At 35.2% G+C, this 18544-nt stretch carries 17 protein-coding genes; 2 read left to right on the top strand and 15 right to left on the bottom strand.

The genetic code is table 11. The features are described 5' to 3' along the window. Window positions 1-7: 7 nt before the first annotated feature. Both EGX70_RS10765 and EGX70_RS10760 read right to left on the bottom strand, forming a co-directional pair. On the bottom strand, window positions 8-511 hold the full coding sequence (locus EGX70_RS10765; protein ID WP_000760496.1) for an HD domain-containing protein: 504 nt from the start codon (window positions 509-511) through the stop codon (window positions 8-10). Window positions 512-548: 37 nt separating this feature from the next. Next, window positions 549-1292: an RNA methyltransferase gene (locus EGX70_RS10760; RefSeq protein WP_000207504.1), complete on the bottom strand. Its 744-nt coding sequence runs from the start codon at window positions 1290-1292 to the stop codon at window positions 549-551. 31 nt (window positions 1293-1323) lie between these two features. On the opposite strand from EGX70_RS10760, the gene EGX70_RS10755 reads away from it, so the two are divergent. After that, window positions 1324-1602: an acylphosphatase gene (locus EGX70_RS10755; RefSeq protein ID WP_000755488.1), complete on the top strand. Its 279-nt coding sequence runs from the start codon at window positions 1324-1326 to the stop codon at window positions 1600-1602. Window positions 1603-1686: 84 nt separating this feature from the next. Next, complete coding sequence (gene yidC, locus EGX70_RS10750; RefSeq protein WP_123948133.1) at window positions 1687-2619, top strand: membrane protein insertase YidC; 933 nt, start codon at window positions 1687-1689, stop codon at window positions 2617-2619. Between the two features lie 199 nt (window positions 2620-2818). On the opposite strand, the gene EGX70_RS10745 is transcribed toward yidC, so the two are convergent. The 13 genes from EGX70_RS10745 to nrdR form a co-directional block, all read right to left on the bottom strand. Continuing rightward, window positions 2819-3484 (bottom strand): amino acid ABC transporter permease, encoded by a 666-nt coding sequence (locus tag EGX70_RS10745; protein WP_000611497.1) that lies wholly within the window; start codon window positions 3482-3484, stop codon window positions 2819-2821. A 23-nt stretch (window positions 3485-3507) separates the two neighbouring features. Beyond that, on the bottom strand, window positions 3508-4365 hold the full coding sequence (locus EGX70_RS10740; protein ID WP_000751026.1) for a transporter substrate-binding domain-containing protein: 858 nt from the start codon (window positions 4363-4365) through the stop codon (window positions 3508-3510). Between the two features lie 160 nt (window positions 4366-4525). Next, a complete protein-coding gene (locus EGX70_RS10735; protein ID WP_000231326.1) occupies window positions 4526-5986 on the bottom strand; it encodes an amidase in 1461 nt (486 codons plus the stop codon). A 103-nt stretch (window positions 5987-6089) separates the two neighbouring features. Then, window positions 6090-6572, bottom strand: a complete 483-nt coding sequence (gene greA, locus EGX70_RS10730; RefSeq protein ID WP_000818772.1) for a transcription elongation factor GreA — start codon at window positions 6570-6572, stop codon at window positions 6090-6092. Window positions 6573-6644: 72 nt separating this feature from the next. Then, a complete protein-coding gene (mltG, locus tag EGX70_RS10725) occupies window positions 6645-8447 on the bottom strand; it encodes an endolytic transglycosylase MltG (protein ID WP_000134317.1) in 1803 nt (600 codons plus the stop codon). Window positions 8448-8533: 86 nt separating this feature from the next. Next, entirely contained in the window at window positions 8534-9037 is a 504-nt protein-coding gene (locus EGX70_RS10720; RefSeq protein ID WP_000586872.1) for a GNAT family N-acetyltransferase, read from the bottom strand. An 85-nt stretch (window positions 9038-9122) separates the two neighbouring features. Continuing rightward, the gene (murC, locus tag EGX70_RS10715) at window positions 9123-10454 is read right to left on the bottom strand and encodes a UDP-N-acetylmuramate--L-alanine ligase (protein ID WP_000048107.1); all 1332 of its coding nucleotides are present in this window, start codon (window positions 10452-10454) and stop codon (window positions 9123-9125) included. A 9-nt stretch (window positions 10455-10463) separates the two neighbouring features. Continuing rightward, the gene (locus EGX70_RS10710; RefSeq protein ID WP_001079337.1) at window positions 10464-11081 is read right to left on the bottom strand and encodes a hypothetical protein; all 618 of its coding nucleotides are present in this window, start codon (window positions 11079-11081) and stop codon (window positions 10464-10466) included. Between the two features lie 165 nt (window positions 11082-11246). Beyond that, window positions 11247-14345, bottom strand: a complete 3099-nt coding sequence (locus EGX70_RS10700) for a DEAD/DEAH box helicase (RefSeq protein ID WP_000089136.1) — start codon at window positions 14343-14345, stop codon at window positions 11247-11249. Window positions 14346-14499: 154 nt separating this feature from the next. Next, window positions 14500-15810, bottom strand: a complete 1311-nt coding sequence (gene der / locus EGX70_RS10695) for a ribosome biogenesis GTPase Der (RefSeq protein ID WP_000244022.1) — start codon at window positions 15808-15810, stop codon at window positions 14500-14502. 47 nt (window positions 15811-15857) lie between these two features. Further along, window positions 15858-16760: a primosomal protein DnaI gene (dnaI, locus tag EGX70_RS10690; protein WP_000843626.1), complete on the bottom strand. Its 903-nt coding sequence runs from the start codon at window positions 16758-16760 to the stop codon at window positions 15858-15860. Beyond that, entirely contained in the window at window positions 16757-17932 is a 1176-nt protein-coding gene (locus EGX70_RS10685) for a DnaD domain protein (protein WP_000074512.1), read from the bottom strand. The genes dnaI and EGX70_RS10685 overlap by 4 nt, the downstream gene beginning before the upstream one ends. Further along, the gene (gene nrdR / locus EGX70_RS10680; protein ID WP_001203682.1) at window positions 17932-18411 is read right to left on the bottom strand and encodes a transcriptional regulator NrdR; all 480 of its coding nucleotides are present in this window, start codon (window positions 18409-18411) and stop codon (window positions 17932-17934) included. The genes EGX70_RS10685 and nrdR overlap by 1 nt, the downstream gene beginning before the upstream one ends. Window positions 18412-18544: the final 133 nt, after the last annotated feature.

The raw sequence follows: 18544 nt of genomic DNA, 5'->3' as shown, positions 1-18544 counted from the left end.
CTAAATTTTAATGATTGTGACTACCTAAGAATTTGCGACTAAAACGGATAGGTTTCTTAAAAATACGTTTGAGTGGACGAGAAGCCTCTCGTACTGCCCAATACTTATCAACCATAGTCACAATATAACTTTCTTTATAACGTGGTGGTGCAATAGTCGCTCCCCACATGTGTTTCAAAATAATATCTTCTTCTCTAGCGTTTAAATCAGTTAATTTTCGCGCATTACGAACCGCTATCCTTGGATGAACCCAGGCATGGCTCTTGTTAAATTTCGTTACACGCCAATCATAATAAAAGAAATCATGTAGTAAACCACCTCGAGCAGTACTACTCGCATCCCAACCAAACTTCTTAGCAATTTTATAACTTGTATAACTAACATTTATAGAATGCTCTAAGCGAGTTGAGTGATGATGTTGGACAATAGCTTCGAGTTTTTGGAAACGTGGATGGTCAATAAGGTGACCGACCAAATCCATGAAGTCCTTATCGTCTTGATACTTTTTCATTATAATCACCCCTCTGGGGATATTATAACATATGAACTTAAATTAAGCTGAAAATGACTACTCCCGCAGCTACTGCTACATTAAGACTTTCTGCTTGTCCAGGCATTTCAATATGTGCTAAAACATCTGCTTCTTCTGTCATAGTTTTGGAAATTCCCTGTCCCTCATTTCCCATGATTAAAGCAAAATAATCATATTTAGGGAGATTTTTATAATTTACCGATTGTTCAGATAAAGTTGTGGCAATCATAGTTATCCCTTCTGCTTTACAAAAGTTAACAAACTGCTCTATTTCTACCCTAAATACTGGTAAATGAAAGTGACTGCCTTGCATAGAACGAAGTGTTTTTTGGTTATACAAATCAGCAGATTTCTGAGATAAAAAAACAGCATCAAAATTCGCTGCATCTGCAGTTCGAACCATTGTTCCTAGGTTTCCTGGATCCTGCACATCTTCCAATACAAGAAAACGTCCTTTTTTAATATCTGTCCATCTTGTCTCTTGAAAGGCAATCTCAGCTACAATCCCTTGAGGAGTCTGTGAGTCAGTTAATTCTTTCAAAATATCATCTGTAACAACAATAGCTCTCTCGGGTTTTCTCAAACGATCTATTGCCGTTTCTGTCACAAAAATATTTAAAAATTGTGCACCATATTTTTCAGCTTCCTCAAATAAATGCCAGCCTTCAATAAGATATGAAGATTTCCGATATTTTTTTTGTAACAACTTTTTCGTTTTTTTAATGAGATTATTTGATTTTGAAGTTATAATAGTAGTCATAAACCTATTATATCAGAAAAGAGGTCAAGTTATGAAAAAAGTTCATTTAATTGTCTCAGGGCGCGTTCAAGGAGTCGGATTTCGCTATGCAACTTATTTCTTAGCTTTAGAAATAGGTGATATTTACGGTCGCGTTTGGAATAACGATGATGGAACTGTTGAAATTTTAGCACAATCCACAGATTCAAATAAAATGACACAATTTATTCAAAAAATTCGAAAAGGACCTTCAAAATGGTCTAAAGTAACTTATGTTGATATTAAACTAGATAACTTCGATGATTTTAATGACTTTAAAATGAGGAATTAAAAATCATTCTGCGGAAGTATTGTTTAATTCTTAAAAAAAAAGTAAAATAGATAGGTATATTAAAAATTAGAGGAACTAAAAACATTGAAAAAAACATTGAAACGTATCTTATTCTCTAGCTTATCTTTGTCTATGTTATTATTATTGACAGGATGTGTTAGCGTTGATAAGGCTGGAAAACCCTATGGAGTTATCTGGAATACTCTTGGAGTGCCTATGGCCAACCTCATTACTTATTTCGCTCAACACCAAGGGCTTGGTTTTGGTGTCGCTATCATTATTGTAACCATCATCGTACGTGTCGTTATCTTACCACTTGGACTTTATCAGTCTTGGAAAGCTAGCTATCAAGCTGAAAAAATGGCGTACTTTAAGCCTTTATTCGAACCTATCAATGAACGACTACGCAATGCTAAAACACAAGAAGAAAAATTAGCAGCTCAGACAGAATTAATGACAGCTCAACGTGAGAATGGCCTTAGCATGTTTGGCGGTATTGGCTGCTTGCCATTACTCATTCAGATGCCATTTTTCTCAGCTATTTTCTTTGCTGCACGCTATACTCCTGGAGTCTCTAGTGCAACCTTCTTGGGACTTAACTTAGGTCAAAAGAGTCTGACACTTACTGTCATTATCGCCATTCTTTATTTTGTACAATCTTGGTTGTCAATGCAAGGTGTTCCAGATGAACAACGTCAGCAAATGAAAACAATGATGTATCTGATGCCAATAATGATGGTATTCATGTCTATTAGTTTACCTGCTAGTGTTGCGCTTTATTGGTTTATTGGTGGTATTTTCAGTATTATCCAGCAGCTAGTTACGACTTATGTACTTAAGCCTAAACTACGCCGAAAAGTAGAAGAAGAATATACTAAAAATCCTCCTAAAGCCTACAAAGCTAATAACGCACGAAAAGATGTTACAAATTCAACTAAAGCCACTGAATCTAATCAAGCAATTATTACATCTAAAAAAACAAATCGTAACGCCGGAAACCAAAAAAGACGGGGATAAAACAAGCATACTAAATAATGGTGTGTTGTCCTAAACAGTTAAAGATTATTATGTAATTCAAGTAAAAAAGACTTAGTTCTATGTCCTACATAGCTAAGTCTTTTTAGTTTTGCCTAGCTTTTCATATAAAAAGCACCCTAAAAGTCAGATAAAAATCTAGCTTTTAAAGTGCAAGTAATCTAGCTAACAGACTACCTTATTAATAAAGTAATCGTTTTTCCCACCAGTCTTGAATAATTGCATAAAGCGTACAAATTACCCAATAGATAAGGGCTACTAAGATATAGGCGGTCATATAGTCGGAGTAGGTTCCCCCAACTATTTTAGCATTATTAAAGATATCAGGTACCGTAATCATCGCAGTCAATGAGGAACCCTTGACCATATCTAGCAAAACATTACTTAAAGAAGGGAGTGCAATTCTTGTTGCTTGCGGAATAATAATGCCTCTATAAATCGTCGGTGTTTTTAACCCTAAAGCTCTAGCAGCTTCCCACTGACCATGATCAACAGCTAAAAGAGCTGCTCTGATAATTTCTGATATATATGCACTAGACATCATGGTAAAACCTACGATAGAAGCAGTCACAGCATCTAACTGTATCCCTATAAAAGGCAAACCAAAGTAGATAAGAAAGAGTAGAACCATTAAAGGAATCCCACGCATTAAGGAAATATGAATATTAGCTAGATACCTCAGTAAGCGGAAATGAGACATCTTCATTAGAGCTACAAAGAATCCTACGATAGCTCCTAAAATAAAGCCAACCAAGGATAATCCAATGGTATATGGTAACCCCTGAATAACACTTGGAAAAGCCTTAACAGCTAGTTCCAAATTAAAAATGGCATCCCAGTTTATCACTTATCTACTCCTCTCGAAATTTTTTATTTAACTTTAATTACTGGAATTTTATCCGTTCCAGCAGGTTCTTTTGTGAGATCTTGACCAGCATAATATTTTTCAGAGATTTTTTTCAAAGAACCGTCTTTCTTCATATCCTTGATAGCTGCATCAATTTTTGTTTTGAGGCTCTTATCTTTTTTACTCATCACAATACCTTGCTCAGTCGGATTATACTTCACATCACCCATTTTTACTTTGATATCTGGATATTGTTTTGTTACATATTTTACAGCAATGACTTGTGTGTAGTAATCATTCGGAATGAAATCTGTACGTCCAGTTGATACATCTCGAAGGTAAACGTCATTAGTTACATTGTCATAAATAACAGGTTCAGCACCTTGCTGTTTTGCAATTTTCATATATTGCGTTCCAGCGCCACCACCAGCTTTTTTACCTTTCCAGTCAGATAAATCTTTTGCTGTAATCTTTGAAGAACCATCTGCACGTACAATCATACCTCCAACAGAATATTTATAAGGTTGAGAGAAATTGTATTTTTTCAAACGCTCGGGAGTTGTGTCAAAGTTATTGACAGCAACATCCACCTTACCACTATCTACAGAAGTAAATGATTCAGCAACTCCAACTTCAACAAACTTAACTTTTATCTTAAGTTTTTTAGCAATCGCTTTCATCATATCAATCTCATAACCAGTCAATTTTTTATGGTCATCATAATAACTTGTTGGATAAAGCGTTGCAGGGGTAGCAACCTTAAGGACACCATCTTTTTTAATATTGTCCCATGTTGTTTCTTTGCTAGATTGACCATTTGAGCAAGCTGCTAATGTCATTGCAGATAAACCGACTAAACCAAGTAAAATTGTCTTTTTCATAAGTACTCCTGTAGATTAAATTATATTAAAATGGTTTGGCGTACTCTATCGAAAATTAAATTTAATGAAAATTAATACATAAATTTACGATAATAATACAACCATTGTTAAGAGTACCATATTGTATCCGTTTTCGCAAAAATATTGTTTACTTTTCAAATTAATGGTAAACAGGCCCTTTGAATTGCTTCTCTTTTTCAAACAACTCTGCAACAGCAAGCAATAAATCTTCTCTCCCTTTAGCCGCTGTCAATTGTACACCTAAAGGTAGCCCCTCTTTAGTTAGATGAGTTGGTATGGCTAAAGAAGGTTGCCCTGTCAAGTTTGGCTGATGTGTAAAAGGTGTCCAGGCCATTGAGTCTTCAAACATTTTCCAAATTAAATCCTGTTGTTCACTTACTGAGAATTCTCCCATATGCCTCAATTGTTTCTGGAGTGTCTCGTCTAAATCAAATTGTCCATGAAAAGGAGCTGGTTGATTAGTTGCTGCTGTTAAAATTAAATCATAATTTTCATGAAACCTCGCCATGGTAGCTGCAAATTGATCCCATGAATCTAAGAGTTTACTGTAATCTTTAGCCAATACCCTTTGTCCACTCTGATACATAGCCCAGGTCATTAATTCCATATCGCTAAATTCCATTGAACGCCCTAAACTCTTTTCGATGTCATCAAACATTGCTGCTGTTTCAACGCTATTCATCATACAATAAGTTTTCATAGAATGAATACCATCTAAAGGTTGTTCTACTAATTCTAAATGATTCCCTTTTTGAGACAGAAAATCTGCGGCTTCTTTAATAGCTGCTTTAGCCTCACTTGATACCTTTGTTTTTAAGGGAGAATCCATCAATACTGCTATTTTTAGGGGTTTACTAACGCTAAACTCGAAAAGACTCTCTTTGCTGAGTTTTTTCAGGGGAAATGGGCTTTCTACTTGATATGATTGTAAATAATATAATAGTCGTTTTGTATCCCTAACTGACTTTGTTAAAGCAAAATGACTAGAAGCCCCTTGCCAACCTCTATAGGATGAAGGTCCAACAGGTATACGTCCTCGACTCGGTTTTAAACCAATCAAACCATTAAAACTTGCTGGAATTCTGATTGACCCTCCTCCATCACTAGCTCCTGCAATTGGAACCATTCCTGAACTAACAGCTGCGGCTGCACCACCACTAGAGCCTCCAGCATTTCTTGAATGGTCAAATGGAAGATTAACATTCCCGTGAAGTTGACCATCACTAATATTCTTAAAACCAAATTCAGGGGTATTTGTTCTTCCTAAAATAATAAACCCTAATTTTTCAAAGGACTGCACTAAATAGTCCGTTTGTTTAGCATGATAGTGTTTAAATAATTGTGAACCTGAGGTTGAGAGTTGTCCTTTTTGATTCTGTCCCAAATCTTTCAGAAGAATAGGAACTCCTGCAAAAGGAGCATTTGATTCATTTGCGTATTTGGCTGCTTGACGCGCCTCATTATATTGCTTGCTGACAACAGCATTAACGCTTACATTCTGTTCCTCGATCTTGTAGATTGCTTGCTCTACTAATTCTTGCGACGAAATCTTATGCTGTTTTATCGCTTGTACCATAGCGGTAGCATCTTTAAAAACCATATAAACACCTCATAAAATGTATTTTTATTATAAGATAACAAAAAATACTTAAAAAAAATAGAATAACGTCTAGACTCTAGATATTATTCTATGATTTATACTATTAATTTGTTTTTTCAACACTAATGATTTCAACTTGATAGCTACCAGCAGGTGATTCAATTGTAGCTAAGTCTCCTGTTTTTTTACCAATTAAAGCATGAGCAATTGGGCTTTCATTCGAAATTTTTCCTGAAAAAATGTCAGCTCCAGCAGCACCAACGATATGGTAAGTATCTTTATCATTTGTACCAACTTCTTGGACAAGGACAGTTTTACCAATTGCAACCTCATCTTTAGCAACTGCATCACTATCAATAATTTCAGCATAACGAATTTTTGTTTCTAAAATTTGAATTTGACCCTCAACAAATGCTTGTTCGTCTTTTGCTGCATCATATTCGCTATTTTCTGATAAGTCACCATAAGAACGAGCAATCTTGATACGCTCTACAACTTCTGGTCTACGAACTAATTTTAACTCTTCAAGTTCTTTTTCAAGTTGATCTTTTTCCACTTGTGTCATTGGGTAAGTTTTTTCTGCCATTTTATTTCTCTTTCCTTTTCATTTTTTCAAGTCAAAGATATAAACATGATGACTCGCACCATGTTTATAAGCTTAGTTAATTTGACTATTGATATATTTTTCAACGTTAGCCTTGTGTGTTTCAAAATCTTTAGCGTAGTATACATTTCCGGTCTTCACATCAGCGACAAAATAAAGGTAATCTGTTGAAGCAGGTTTTATAGTCGCTTCAATTGCTGAGATACTTGGACTATCAACTGGTCCAGGCATCAAACCAGTATTAGTATAGATGTTGTATGGTGATTTAATTGAAGTATTAATTTGAGCATCTTCAGCTAAACTTGTTTTATCACCTAATTTCCCCATAGCATACAAAATTGCAATGTTACTTTGAAGAGCTTGACCGGCTGATAATCGGTTATAAAAGACACTTGCTATTTTACGGCGATCTTCGTCTGTTGATCCCTCTTTTTCAACAAGAGATGATAATGTCAAAACATCATTTACAGACATATTCTTCGCTTTAATAGTGTTATAGTAAGGTGCCATCTTAGTATTCATTGTTGAAATCATATCTTCAACAAGTCCTTCTAAGGTTGTATCTTTATAATAGTTGTAGGTAGCTGGGAATAAATATCCTTCCAATTGATAAATAGCTTTTGATTTATCAGGTAAACTTCCTAGTAAATTTGGATATTTAGCTACCATTTTTTTAATAAACGTTTCATCTTGAACAAGTTTCAAGAAATCATCAGCTTTATAAGGTGTACTTGTAGTCTTTGTATCAATTTTATTAGACTCAATAGCTTTAGCAATCTGTTTAATAGTGTAACCCTCGGTAATTAATATCTTACCTAAAGCTGGTTTTGTCGGTTCTGCAGTTCCGCCTTTTTCCAATTCAGCAGCAATCTGATCTAAAGTCATACTTTTTTTAAGATTGTAGTATCCACTTTGAAAATTACTATAGTTTTTGAACTTGGAATAGTAATTAAAGACTGTGGCGCTCTTAATGACTCCTGCTTTTTCTAAAATTTGACCAATTAATTTATTCCCAGATCCTATCGGAATTTCAACTTGTACAAATTTATTTGAATTGGAATCAACAGGTTTAATAGCACTATCTACAAAACGATAACCTACAAATGCTGTCAAGAGCAATACAAGTATGATAATTGATATCAGAATACGTGCAATTCGTTTTGCCACATTATCTGCTTTCTGACGTCTTTCACGCTTGTTATGTTTGTTCTTGGCTGACAAAGCTATACCCTCTTCTTCTTTTGACAAATCCTCTACTCGGATAGGTTCCTTTGCTACGGGCTCTAACTCTGATGTCTCACCAAGTTTTACATTTTCACCTTCTGTAGGAATATCTGTTGCTCTCACAAGAAAGATTTCTTCCGTTTCTTGATTAGGCACAGCAGTTGCAACATCAGTCTTATCTGCTTTTAAATCTATGTCAGGTACATTTTCAGTTGTCCTAAATTCACTAGATTTGGAGCCGCTATCAAGCTCTCTTGAAGGTTCCATCCCTTGATTGATAACTTGTTCTTCTTGGGAAGCTAATGCTTGTTCCGCCTGACGTCTTTCTTCTTCTCGAGCAGCTTCTGCCAGAAGTTTCGCCTCAATCCGAGCCTTCTCTTGCTCTTCTAAGCGTTGCTTAGTCTCTAGCGCCTTTGCTCTAGCTTCTTGTTCGTCTTTCAAACGTTGCGCTTCATAATCTGCCATCAATTGTGCTGTTCTGCGAGCAGCTTCTTTGGCTTCTTGCTCTTTTTGATAGAGTTCTTCTTCACGCAACTTTCTCAAACGGTTAGCTTCTTCTAACTCTGCCAGAATTTGTTCTTTAAAACTTTTCTGATCATGGTTAGAATGCTGATCGTCATTAAATTCGGTCAAAGAGATTTCCTCCTAATAATAATCACAGGCAATTATATCTTAAATAGTCTATAAAATCAACAAAACTTTGACAATGTTATCTACTTTTAACAAATTGATCGTGTTGGATTATTCCAAATCATATTATACCAAAGCGAACCACCATGTTGGGAGTCAGATTCTCCCTCATCTTTAAATCCATTCATTTCATAGAAGGAAATTAAATCATCATGGCAAGTTAAACTTATACCATCTCGTTCTTGAGAAACAACCAGGTCTTTCATCGCTGCTAATAATGCTGTACCAATCCCCTGACCTTTAAAATCAGGATGTATTGATAGACTAGTAATTCCTATGAAACCACCTACCCTTACAGGGAATTCAGAAACTTTATGGAATAAATCGTCCGTTAAGTACCGACCTTTAATAACCGGTCCTTCAATGTAACCTGCTAAACGACCATTAATCTCTGCAACTAAAAAAGTATCAGTCATTATCGTTAAACGTTCTTGCATTGCTTTTTTACTCGCAGCCTCTGCTTCTGAAAAATTTATTTGTTCAATACTAATGACTTGCTGTAAATCCTCTAGGCAACCATTTCTAATAATCATACTCATCTCCTTAATTTCTTTATGAAATTCTCTTGATAAAGTCAGATAGAGGACTGAGAAACTTCTCTCAGCCCTTACCATCAACTTATTGTGTATTTTTAGTTAGGTTAGCTAATAATTCTTCAAAAGAGCGCTCATACAATTGAATGTCTCCAGCACCCATAAAGACATAGACAGCATTATCATGATTGAGTAAAGGCGAGACATTTTCGACTGTCACTAAATCTGAGTGTTTGACAATCTTAGCAGCTAAATCTTCTACCTTCACCTCACCATTATCTACTTCTCTAGCAGAACCATATATTTGAGCGAGATAAACGCTATCCGCTTGACTCAAGGCATGGGCAAATTCGTCTAAAAGAGCTATCGTACGAGTGAACGTATGCGGTTGGAAAATAGCTACAATTTCTTTTGACGGGTATTTTTGTCGAGCAGCATCTAATGTCGCAATAATCTCAGTAGGATGGTGAGCAAAGTCATCAATAATGACAGTATCGTCAATAATCTTCTCAGTAAAACGACGCTTTACCCCTGAAAATGTCTTCAAATGCTCAGCTACTAATGCCATATCAATTCCCATTATGTAAAGGTTAGCAATAACAGCAGTTGCATTTAAGATATTATGTTTACCGTATGCTGGTACATGAAACTGACCAATTTCTTCTTGGTTATAGAAAACCTTAAAGTCAGAACCATTAACAGTTCGAGTGATGTCTTTTGCTATAAAATCATTTGAATCTTCAAAACCATAATAATATATTGGTGCCTCAGAAGTGATTTCATGAAGTTTTGGATCTTCTCCATAAATGAATAAACCTTTTTGAACTTGCTTAGCATAGTCATTAAAGGCATTGAATACGTCCTCTAGGCCTGTAAAATAATCAGGATGGTCAAAATCAATATTGGTAATAATTGAGTATTCTGGATGGTACGGCATAAAATGACGTTCGTATTCATCAGCTTCAAACACAAAGTAATTAGCATTAGCAGAACCACGTCCTGTACCATCTCCAATTAGGAAAGAAGTGTCTGTAATATTTTTTAAAACATGAGCTAATAAACCTGTCGTTGAGGTTTTTCCATGTGCCCCAGCTACACCTAGACTAGTGAACTGACGCATAAAATCTCCGAGAAATTCATGATATCGTTTAAAATGATAGCCCTTTTCAATAACATAAGCCAACTCTTCATTGTTATCTGGACGAAAAGCATTTCCTGCAATAATCTCTAAATCCTCACTGATATTATTCGGTGAGAAAGGTAATATAGTTACACCTGCTTGCTCTAAACCACGTTGGGTAAAATAATATTTGTCAACGTCACTTCCTTGGACGTTATGTCCCATTTGATGAAGCATCAGTGCTAGGGCACTCATTCCGGATCCTTTAATACCAATAAAATGATAAGTTTTTGACATGGTCTCTCCTTAATTAATGTCTTTAAAACGTGTCAGATTTAATTCTTGAGCCTTGGCTCTTTCTTTATGAAACTGATTGTCTTGTTTATTGTAAACTTGACTGCGTTTCAAAAAATCAAAATTATTTTTCTTTGTTTTTGGGTTCGGTGTATTATCAGGTTCTTGAAATATGATTGGAATTTCTGCTAATATATAGCTTTCCTGCTGTAAACGATCAGAAAGATGACTTAGTTCAGTCACCTTTCGCTGAGTTTGTTTTTTCGGTACTGTTGCCTTCAATTGTTGCTGAAAAGCTTCCTTTGATGGCGCCTTAAATTCCTGTTTCGCATAGTAAGCTTGTCGTTTCTCCCGAACAGACCTCTTTGCCTCTTGTCGAGATTTGCTCAACTCTGTCGCTTTTTTTACAAAACTCTGCGGTGGTACAGGATCATTTTCAATTACCTTAGGATGTGATATTTCTTCATGTTCATAATTGCTTTTGACCATGCTTTGATATGTTTTTTCTTGATAAAAGCCTCGAATGTTGTTAATTAAATCTTCATTATCATAAAGATTCATCTTTACAAGCGGAGACATTACTGGTTCATCATCTGCTATCAACGGAAATCGTCTAGAGCCTCTATTCACATTATCACTTCCTTTCTACAACAGACCTATTATAAACTAATTTTTCTGTTTTTTCAAAGTTTTCAACTAAGTAAAGCTTATCAGATTGGTATTTTTCATTCATTTATATAAAAAAAGAAAGCGAGAGACCACTTTCTTTTTTATATTATAGTCACATCATCATATTTATTTAGAAACTCCAAGTATCTCTCGAATATCATCTACGCTCATGCTAGCATGGGTTTCATTTCCATCCAGAACTGTTGTAACCAAATGTTTTTTAGTTTCTTGCATTTCTAGAATTTTTTCTTCGATTGTGCCTCTAGTAATCAAGCGATAAACCTCGACATTCTCTTTTTGCCCCAACCTATGTGCGCGACTAATCGCCTGCATTTCAACAGCTGGATTCCACCACAAGTCAATCAGAACAACGGTATCAGCTCCTGTAAGGTTGAGACCAACGCCACCAGCTTTTAAAGAAATCAAGAAAGCATCTTTTGATCCTGCATTAAATGCTCTGGTCATTTCATGACGTTCATTTGCTGGTGTAGAACCAGTAATTTTATAAGTTGTAAGCCCCATAGCTACCATCTCACGTTCTGCGATATCTAACATACCCCTGAACTGAGAAAAAATCAGAGCACGATGTCCATTTTCCTTAATTTGTGTTAAAAGTTGACGTAGGCTTTCTAACTTACCGCTTTCACCATCATAATCCATAAAAAGACGTGGAGTGTCACAAATTTGACGTAATCGTGTGATGCCAGATAAAATTTCAATTTTACGACGATTTAAGTCAGCGTCACTAGAATGTTGGATACTTTCTTGAATTTGGCGTAATTGCGCCAAATAGATAACTTTTTGACTGTCTGTCATTTCATTTGGATAGTTCATTTCAATCAAATCCGGTAATTCTGGGAGAACTTCTTCTTTTCGACGTCTCATCACAAATGGTTTGATATAACGAGCAACTTGTTTAGGGTTCAACTTCAAAAACTCTTTCTTACCAGGTAATAAACCAGGTAAAATGATCTGGAAAATGGACCAAATTTCTAACAGTTTATTCTCAATAGGTGTTCCCGATAATGCAAAACAGTTTTTGACCTCAAAAGATCTCAAGCTATGGGCTATTTTAGTTTGAGCATTTTTCATAACCTGTGCTTCATCCAAAATTAAATAATCATAATTTCCTTCAGAATAAGTCTCAAAATCCTGCCTAAATGATGAATAACTTGTAATGATTACTTGATGACGTTCAGCAATAATTTCATCTCTACGAATCTTAGAACCATAGGCAACTGCTACATCTACGTCTGGCGAAAATTTGTGGAATTCATCTTGCCAATTATAAATTAAACTTGATGGTGATAAAATAAGCACACGAGAATCTCTAGTTAGTTTTGTACTTAAAAATGAAATCGTTTGAAGTGTTTTTCCAAGCCCCATATCATCAGCTAAAATCCCTGCAAAGCCATAATGATCTAACATACTTAACCAACGGACACCTGTAAGCTGATAATCGCGCAAGGAAGCTGAAACAGATAGACCAGGTATTTTAAACTTTTCTGGGTGTCTCAAATCTTCAATCAATTGGTAAAAATGTTGTGAAAAGCTAACATTATCTTGATTTGCAAACAGTTCTGATAATTGAAATGCTGCAATATTATCTAATTCAATATGCCCATTCTTTGCTCGTCTAGCTCTCAACCCTTGCAAAGTTGCACTTACTTTCTTAGTTTCTTCATCAAAAATAACTAATTGCCCTGATTTATTCACAAAATAAGGATTATTGTCAAACAAAGCTACCAGAGCTTGATCAACATCGTTTTCCAGTAAATCAGAGAAATCAAAAGAAATATCTAGCAGGCTTCCCTTAGCTTCAATATCAATTTGCGGTCGTTCTATGAGACGATAACTTTCCAATTTTGCGGATAAGCTCACTGTTCCCATTTTTTTAAATTGTGGAAGCATATAGGTATAAAAATCGTATAATTCTTGTGCACTGTATGCTGGATGGCTGGTTGAAAAGTGGGGTGCAAAGCCATATTTTTCTAAGAGTTTAAATACTTTTTCTTCATGTTTGAAGTGACTAGCAAATGTTAACTGTTCTAGTTCTTGACGATTATGAACAGTTAAATCATTACCATAATCAAATACCATTTGCAATAAAATTTCATTTTGACTATTAATATCGAACTCAAAATTTACCTTAAAATCATGAATAGAGAAGCTCCGTGGAGCATCCACTAGTCCAATCTCCTTAAAATCCAGTAAATGAGCTGCTAACTTATCTTGATCATCTAAATCAAAATGGATATGTTTTGCTAAATCTCCCTCAATGGGAAGACTACGAATAGCCGTTACCATCTTTTCTTGCTTCAAATTAAGATGGTAGAAAGTATCGCGATAAAACAAATAAGAATTCGCAAATAGTGGTTTTAAGTCTTTCTCTTTGATTTCTAATTCAATTGATTGCCTATGGACAATAACCTTAAATTGATAAAGATGATCCTCACCTTCTAATTCCTTAAAGTAGAGGTGATTAAATTGATGAAAATCACTTTCAAATGAAAAATTTTCTAAAGCATTCATCAAAGTAACACCCTCTTCAAAAAAACCACGAGTGAGACTAAGGTGACGACCTTGATTTGGTAAAATAAACTCTAGATCAATTTTGCTTGAATGACTTGGAATGAGCCTCCATAAAAATTCTATCAATTCTTGACTGGTCTCATCAAACTGTATCAAAGACAAAGTTTCAAAGTATTGTTTTCCAATCTGATAATAAGCTTCTTTTCGAACAGTATTTAAAAAGGCTTTGATGTCACGAATAACATAACTTCTATCATCAGGCAGTCGTCTAATTTTTAAAGTCCACCAGATATCATTAGCATAAGGATTTTGTTCTCCTTGAGCCGATAATTGATATTTTATAGTATCATCTTCATTAATAATTAGACTATCTAAAAAAACACTACCAAAAGAGGTTTTCTTCTTAGTTTCTTGTTGACTTTCTTGTTGAACTTGAACTTTAGATAAGATTGCTTTACCTTCTGGATCGTTTTTCAAGAAATGCTCCAGAGCAGCTAAATGTTGACAATAGCCTTTTCTTGCAAAAAAATCACAAGAACATTTTGTTTCTTCTGTTACTAATGAATATTCAATCTGACAATCCCCAACTTTAGCTTTTAATAGATTACCTTCTTGAGAAATCAAGGACACCAAACCTTGTTCGTAGAGTTCTATACCTTGATTTCGAATACGTCCTGGAATCATTCTACTCATTATGCTACCACCTTCATCTTATCCCTTAATTATAACAAAATTCAAGTCCAATTTCTTGTAAAAATACTAAATTGATTGTTTTTTGATACAGTAACAAATAAAAAAGGCTAAAACAACTGTCCTAACCTTCTATTTCAATTTCAACAATAAGATGTTATTTACGTTTACGTGCTATTAGATTAATTGGTGTTCCTTCAAAAACAAATGCTTCACGGATTTGATTTTCTAAGAAACGAAGATATGAAAAGTGCATCAATTCTTCTTCGTTAACAAAAACAACGAAAGTTGGTGGTTTAACAGCAACTTGAGTTGCGTAGAAAATCTTAAGACGTTTTCCTTTATCAGTTGGTGTTGGATTAATAGCAATAGCATCCATAATCACATCATTTAATACAGCAGACGGAATACGTTTGTTTTGACTTTCGCTAATACGTTTAATCATATCTGGTAACTTGTGCAAACGTTGCTTTGTCTCTGCAGAAACAAAGATAATTGGCGCATAAGACAAGAATTGGAAGTTATCACGTATATCAGCTTCCCACTGACTGACAGTATGATTGTCTTTTTCGATAGTATCCCATTTATTAACTACAATAATAATACCTTTACCAGTTTCATGTGCAAACCCTGCAATACGCTTGTCATACTCACGAATACCTTCCTCTGCATTAATCACCATAAGAACAACATCTGAGCGGTCGATGGCGCGCATAGAACGCATAACAGAATATTTCTCTGTGTTTTCATATACCTTACCAGATTTACGCATACCAGCAGTATCAATCATAGTATACTCTTGCCCCTGGCTATCAACGAAATTAGTATCAATAGCATCGCGCGTAGTACCAGCAACTGGGCTAGCAATAACACGGTCTTCCCCAAGGATGGCATTAATTAAACTAGATTTCCCAACATTTGGACGTCCAATCAAACTAAAACGAATAATATCTGGATTTTCATTTTCCTCTTCTACCGGAAGATTTTCCACAATAGCATCCAATATATCACCAGTACCAATACCATGAACTGATGACAAGGGATAAGGATCCCCTAAACCAAGAGAGTAGAAATCGTAAATATCATTGCGCATCTCAGGATTATCTACCTTATTAACAGCTAAAATAACCGGTTTATTGGTCTTATAAAGAATACGTGAGACATACTCATCTGCATCAGTCACACCTTCTTTACCCGACACAACAAACACAATAACATCAGCCTCTGTCATAGCAATGTCTGCTTGGTGCTTAATTTGCTCCATAAACGGTGCATCAACATCATCAATCCCACCAGTATCAATTAATGAAAACTTACGATTTAGCCACTCACCCGTTGTATAGATACGATCACGAGTGACTCCTTCAACGTCCTCAACAATGGAAATACGTTCTCCTGCAATTCTGTTAAATAATGTTGATTTTCCAACATTCGGACGACCAACAATAGCAACTGTAGGTAATACCATAATTCTCCTCTCACTATTGGGAATACTCCCAATTCCATTCTATTTTATTAACGGCGATTCGGTCCTTCTAAGTGGAATTCTATCGCTAAATACCGTACGCGCTCCATAACTCGTTTTGCTTGCCAAGTTTCGTCGCTTCCTTTTATATTAGCCCATTTTCTTTCCAAATCGTTAAAACTATAATTTGACGTAAAGAAAGTGGGCAACTCTTCTAGCATACGATGTTGTAATATAACTTGTAAAATCTCGTCACGAACCCAGGACGTTGCCTGTTCAGCCCCAATATCATCTAAAATCAAAATCGGAACACTTTTCACAGCATCAATTTCATCTTTTACAGTTCCGCTTGAAATAGCATTTTTGACATCAATAGCAAAACTAGGGAAATGAAGAAGAGTCGTTGACACACCCTTTCTCTCTGATAATTCCCTCGCCATTGCTGCCATTAAATAGGATTTCCCAACCCCCATATCTCCATATAAATAAAGCCCCTTGTGATTATATGAAGGATAAGTCTCTACAAAATCAAGCAGTTGTGACATAGCTTTCATTCGACTCTCGTTATTAATATCAAAGTCAGTCATTCTGATATTCCGATAGGACTTGGGTAGATTAACTAAATTAATACGATCACTGATAGCTTGTTTTTTTTGTGCTTCAATTAACTCTCGTGTTTCTAAATAAGAAACATCTGCATAACCTTCATTCATAACCAAAATAGGCTCATAGCCTTTAGCAATATATTGACTATCCTTATTTTTAAATTTCTGACGCTCAATCAAAAATTGATTAAATTTAGACATGCTGATATTTATTTCACGCTGAGAAAGTTGGTGGGTTTTAATGAACTCCGCTACCTGAGCATCTGCTAAAATCATTTGAATAAGCTCATCATTTGTATTACGAGGCACTCTCCCTTGATTTTCTAATGCTTGTCCCACTGATTTCATGATTCACCATCCTTTCCTAATCGTTCTAAACGCTTGAGGGCATCTGTTTTAAACTGTTCTAATTCAATTTCTTTTTCTGGGCTAACCTCATCTTTATAATCAGGATTACTCCATTCAGGAACATTCGATTGTTTCTTCTTCGTTTCTGTTTTAGTCCTTACTTTTTGATCTGAAAAATCACGAATTTTAAGCACAGCATCTTCGGCCGTCATAACATTCTGAAAGGCAAAATCATTAGCAACTTTCATGATATAGGCCTTATTTAAGTTAGCAGATTTTGTCTTATTCAAGGTATATAAAACCATAACATTAATGACTTCGTCTAGGAAATTCATTTTTGCCAAATCCTCAAGTAAAGTCTTCTCACCACTTGTTGTCACTGCCTTACGGCTTCTCTTGATTTTTTCAAGGAACACTAGAGCACTATCATTTTTAGATTCCCTTAGTATGACCTTTTCATTATTTGTAAAACTCTGATTATCTTTAATATGCTGCCCCTCATTTTGTTGAACTTTCATTCGCTGAGGCGCAATCATTCCATTGATAGCTGTTTGTTTTGCTAATTGATAGGTATCATACCAATTTAAATGATAAAGTTCTGATACACTATAAATACCTAAGACATCATCTTTTTCATTGTTAAAACGTAAGCCATCTCGCATCATCAAACGTTTGAAACTTTCCAAGTCAAAAACATTTTTACTCCGGTTTACCTCTTGTTTTGGTTGTCCTAAATCCGAGAAAACATCTGTAAATTTTTTAGAGATATCTCTAGCATTTTTAGGTATTTTCATATCTAATTCTGCCACTGCTACCTCTCCTATACGTTTTTCTAACAAACGACGATAGATGGGATTAGATAAAAATAACTCATTTGACATAGCTTGATTCAACTTAACAAGGTAAGTACCTGTGGCTTGGTAAACAGTCAACAAATCCAAAGCTGTTAACATTACCAATGCATCTTGAAATCTTGGCATCCCGTATTGCAGATGATTGAGAACCTCTGAAAATTTATGACGTCGTATTCCGTCATCAAAAAAATGAACAAAATAATCATAGAGTGCCATGGCATCACTTCCCATAATTGGGAAATACAATTGTATTAAACTATTACTATCATAAACAATCTTATTTTGCTTAATATATGTAAACTCATCTATTGGACTCATCACACGCTACCACTCTTTTTACTCCGTACGCGCTTTGTAATTTGTTGAAGTAGTTCTTCAATTTCATCTACATCTTTAAAAGATTTATAAACACTAGCAAAGCGCACATAAGTAATCTCATCTAATTCGGCGAGTTCATCCATCACTAAATTTCCGATAGTGATACTAGAAACCTCATCTTCATACTCACTCCTAATTTTACGTTCGATACGTAAGATACAATTTTCAATATCTTCGCTCGAAACAGGGCGTTTTTGAGCACTCTGAATAATACCATTCAAAATTTTATCTCGAGAAAATTGCTCGCGAGTACCATCTTTCTTTATGACTAAAAGAGGCAATTCTTCCAAACGTTCAAATGTTGTAAAGCGGTTGCCACATTTTTCGCACTCTCTCCGGCGTCTGATAGTCGTACCTTCTTCAGCTTGTCGGCTATCAACCACACTAGATTTATTATAGCCACATTTTGGACAACGCATGTCAACACCCCTATTCTATCATATCATTTAATCATCTTATTTTAACACAAATTCAGTAATAACAAAAGAAGCGCCTCTCTTATCACCTCATCATATCAAAACACAAAATAATCCTTATGTCTTTTATCATTAA

It is taken from the genome of Streptococcus sp. FDAARGOS_522 (genome assembly GCF_003812445.1).
In the GTDB taxonomy this organism is placed as follows: Bacteria; Bacillota; Bacilli; order Lactobacillales; family Streptococcaceae; genus Streptococcus; species Streptococcus agalactiae.
This window is presented reverse-complemented; position numbering and strand designations above follow the sequence as displayed.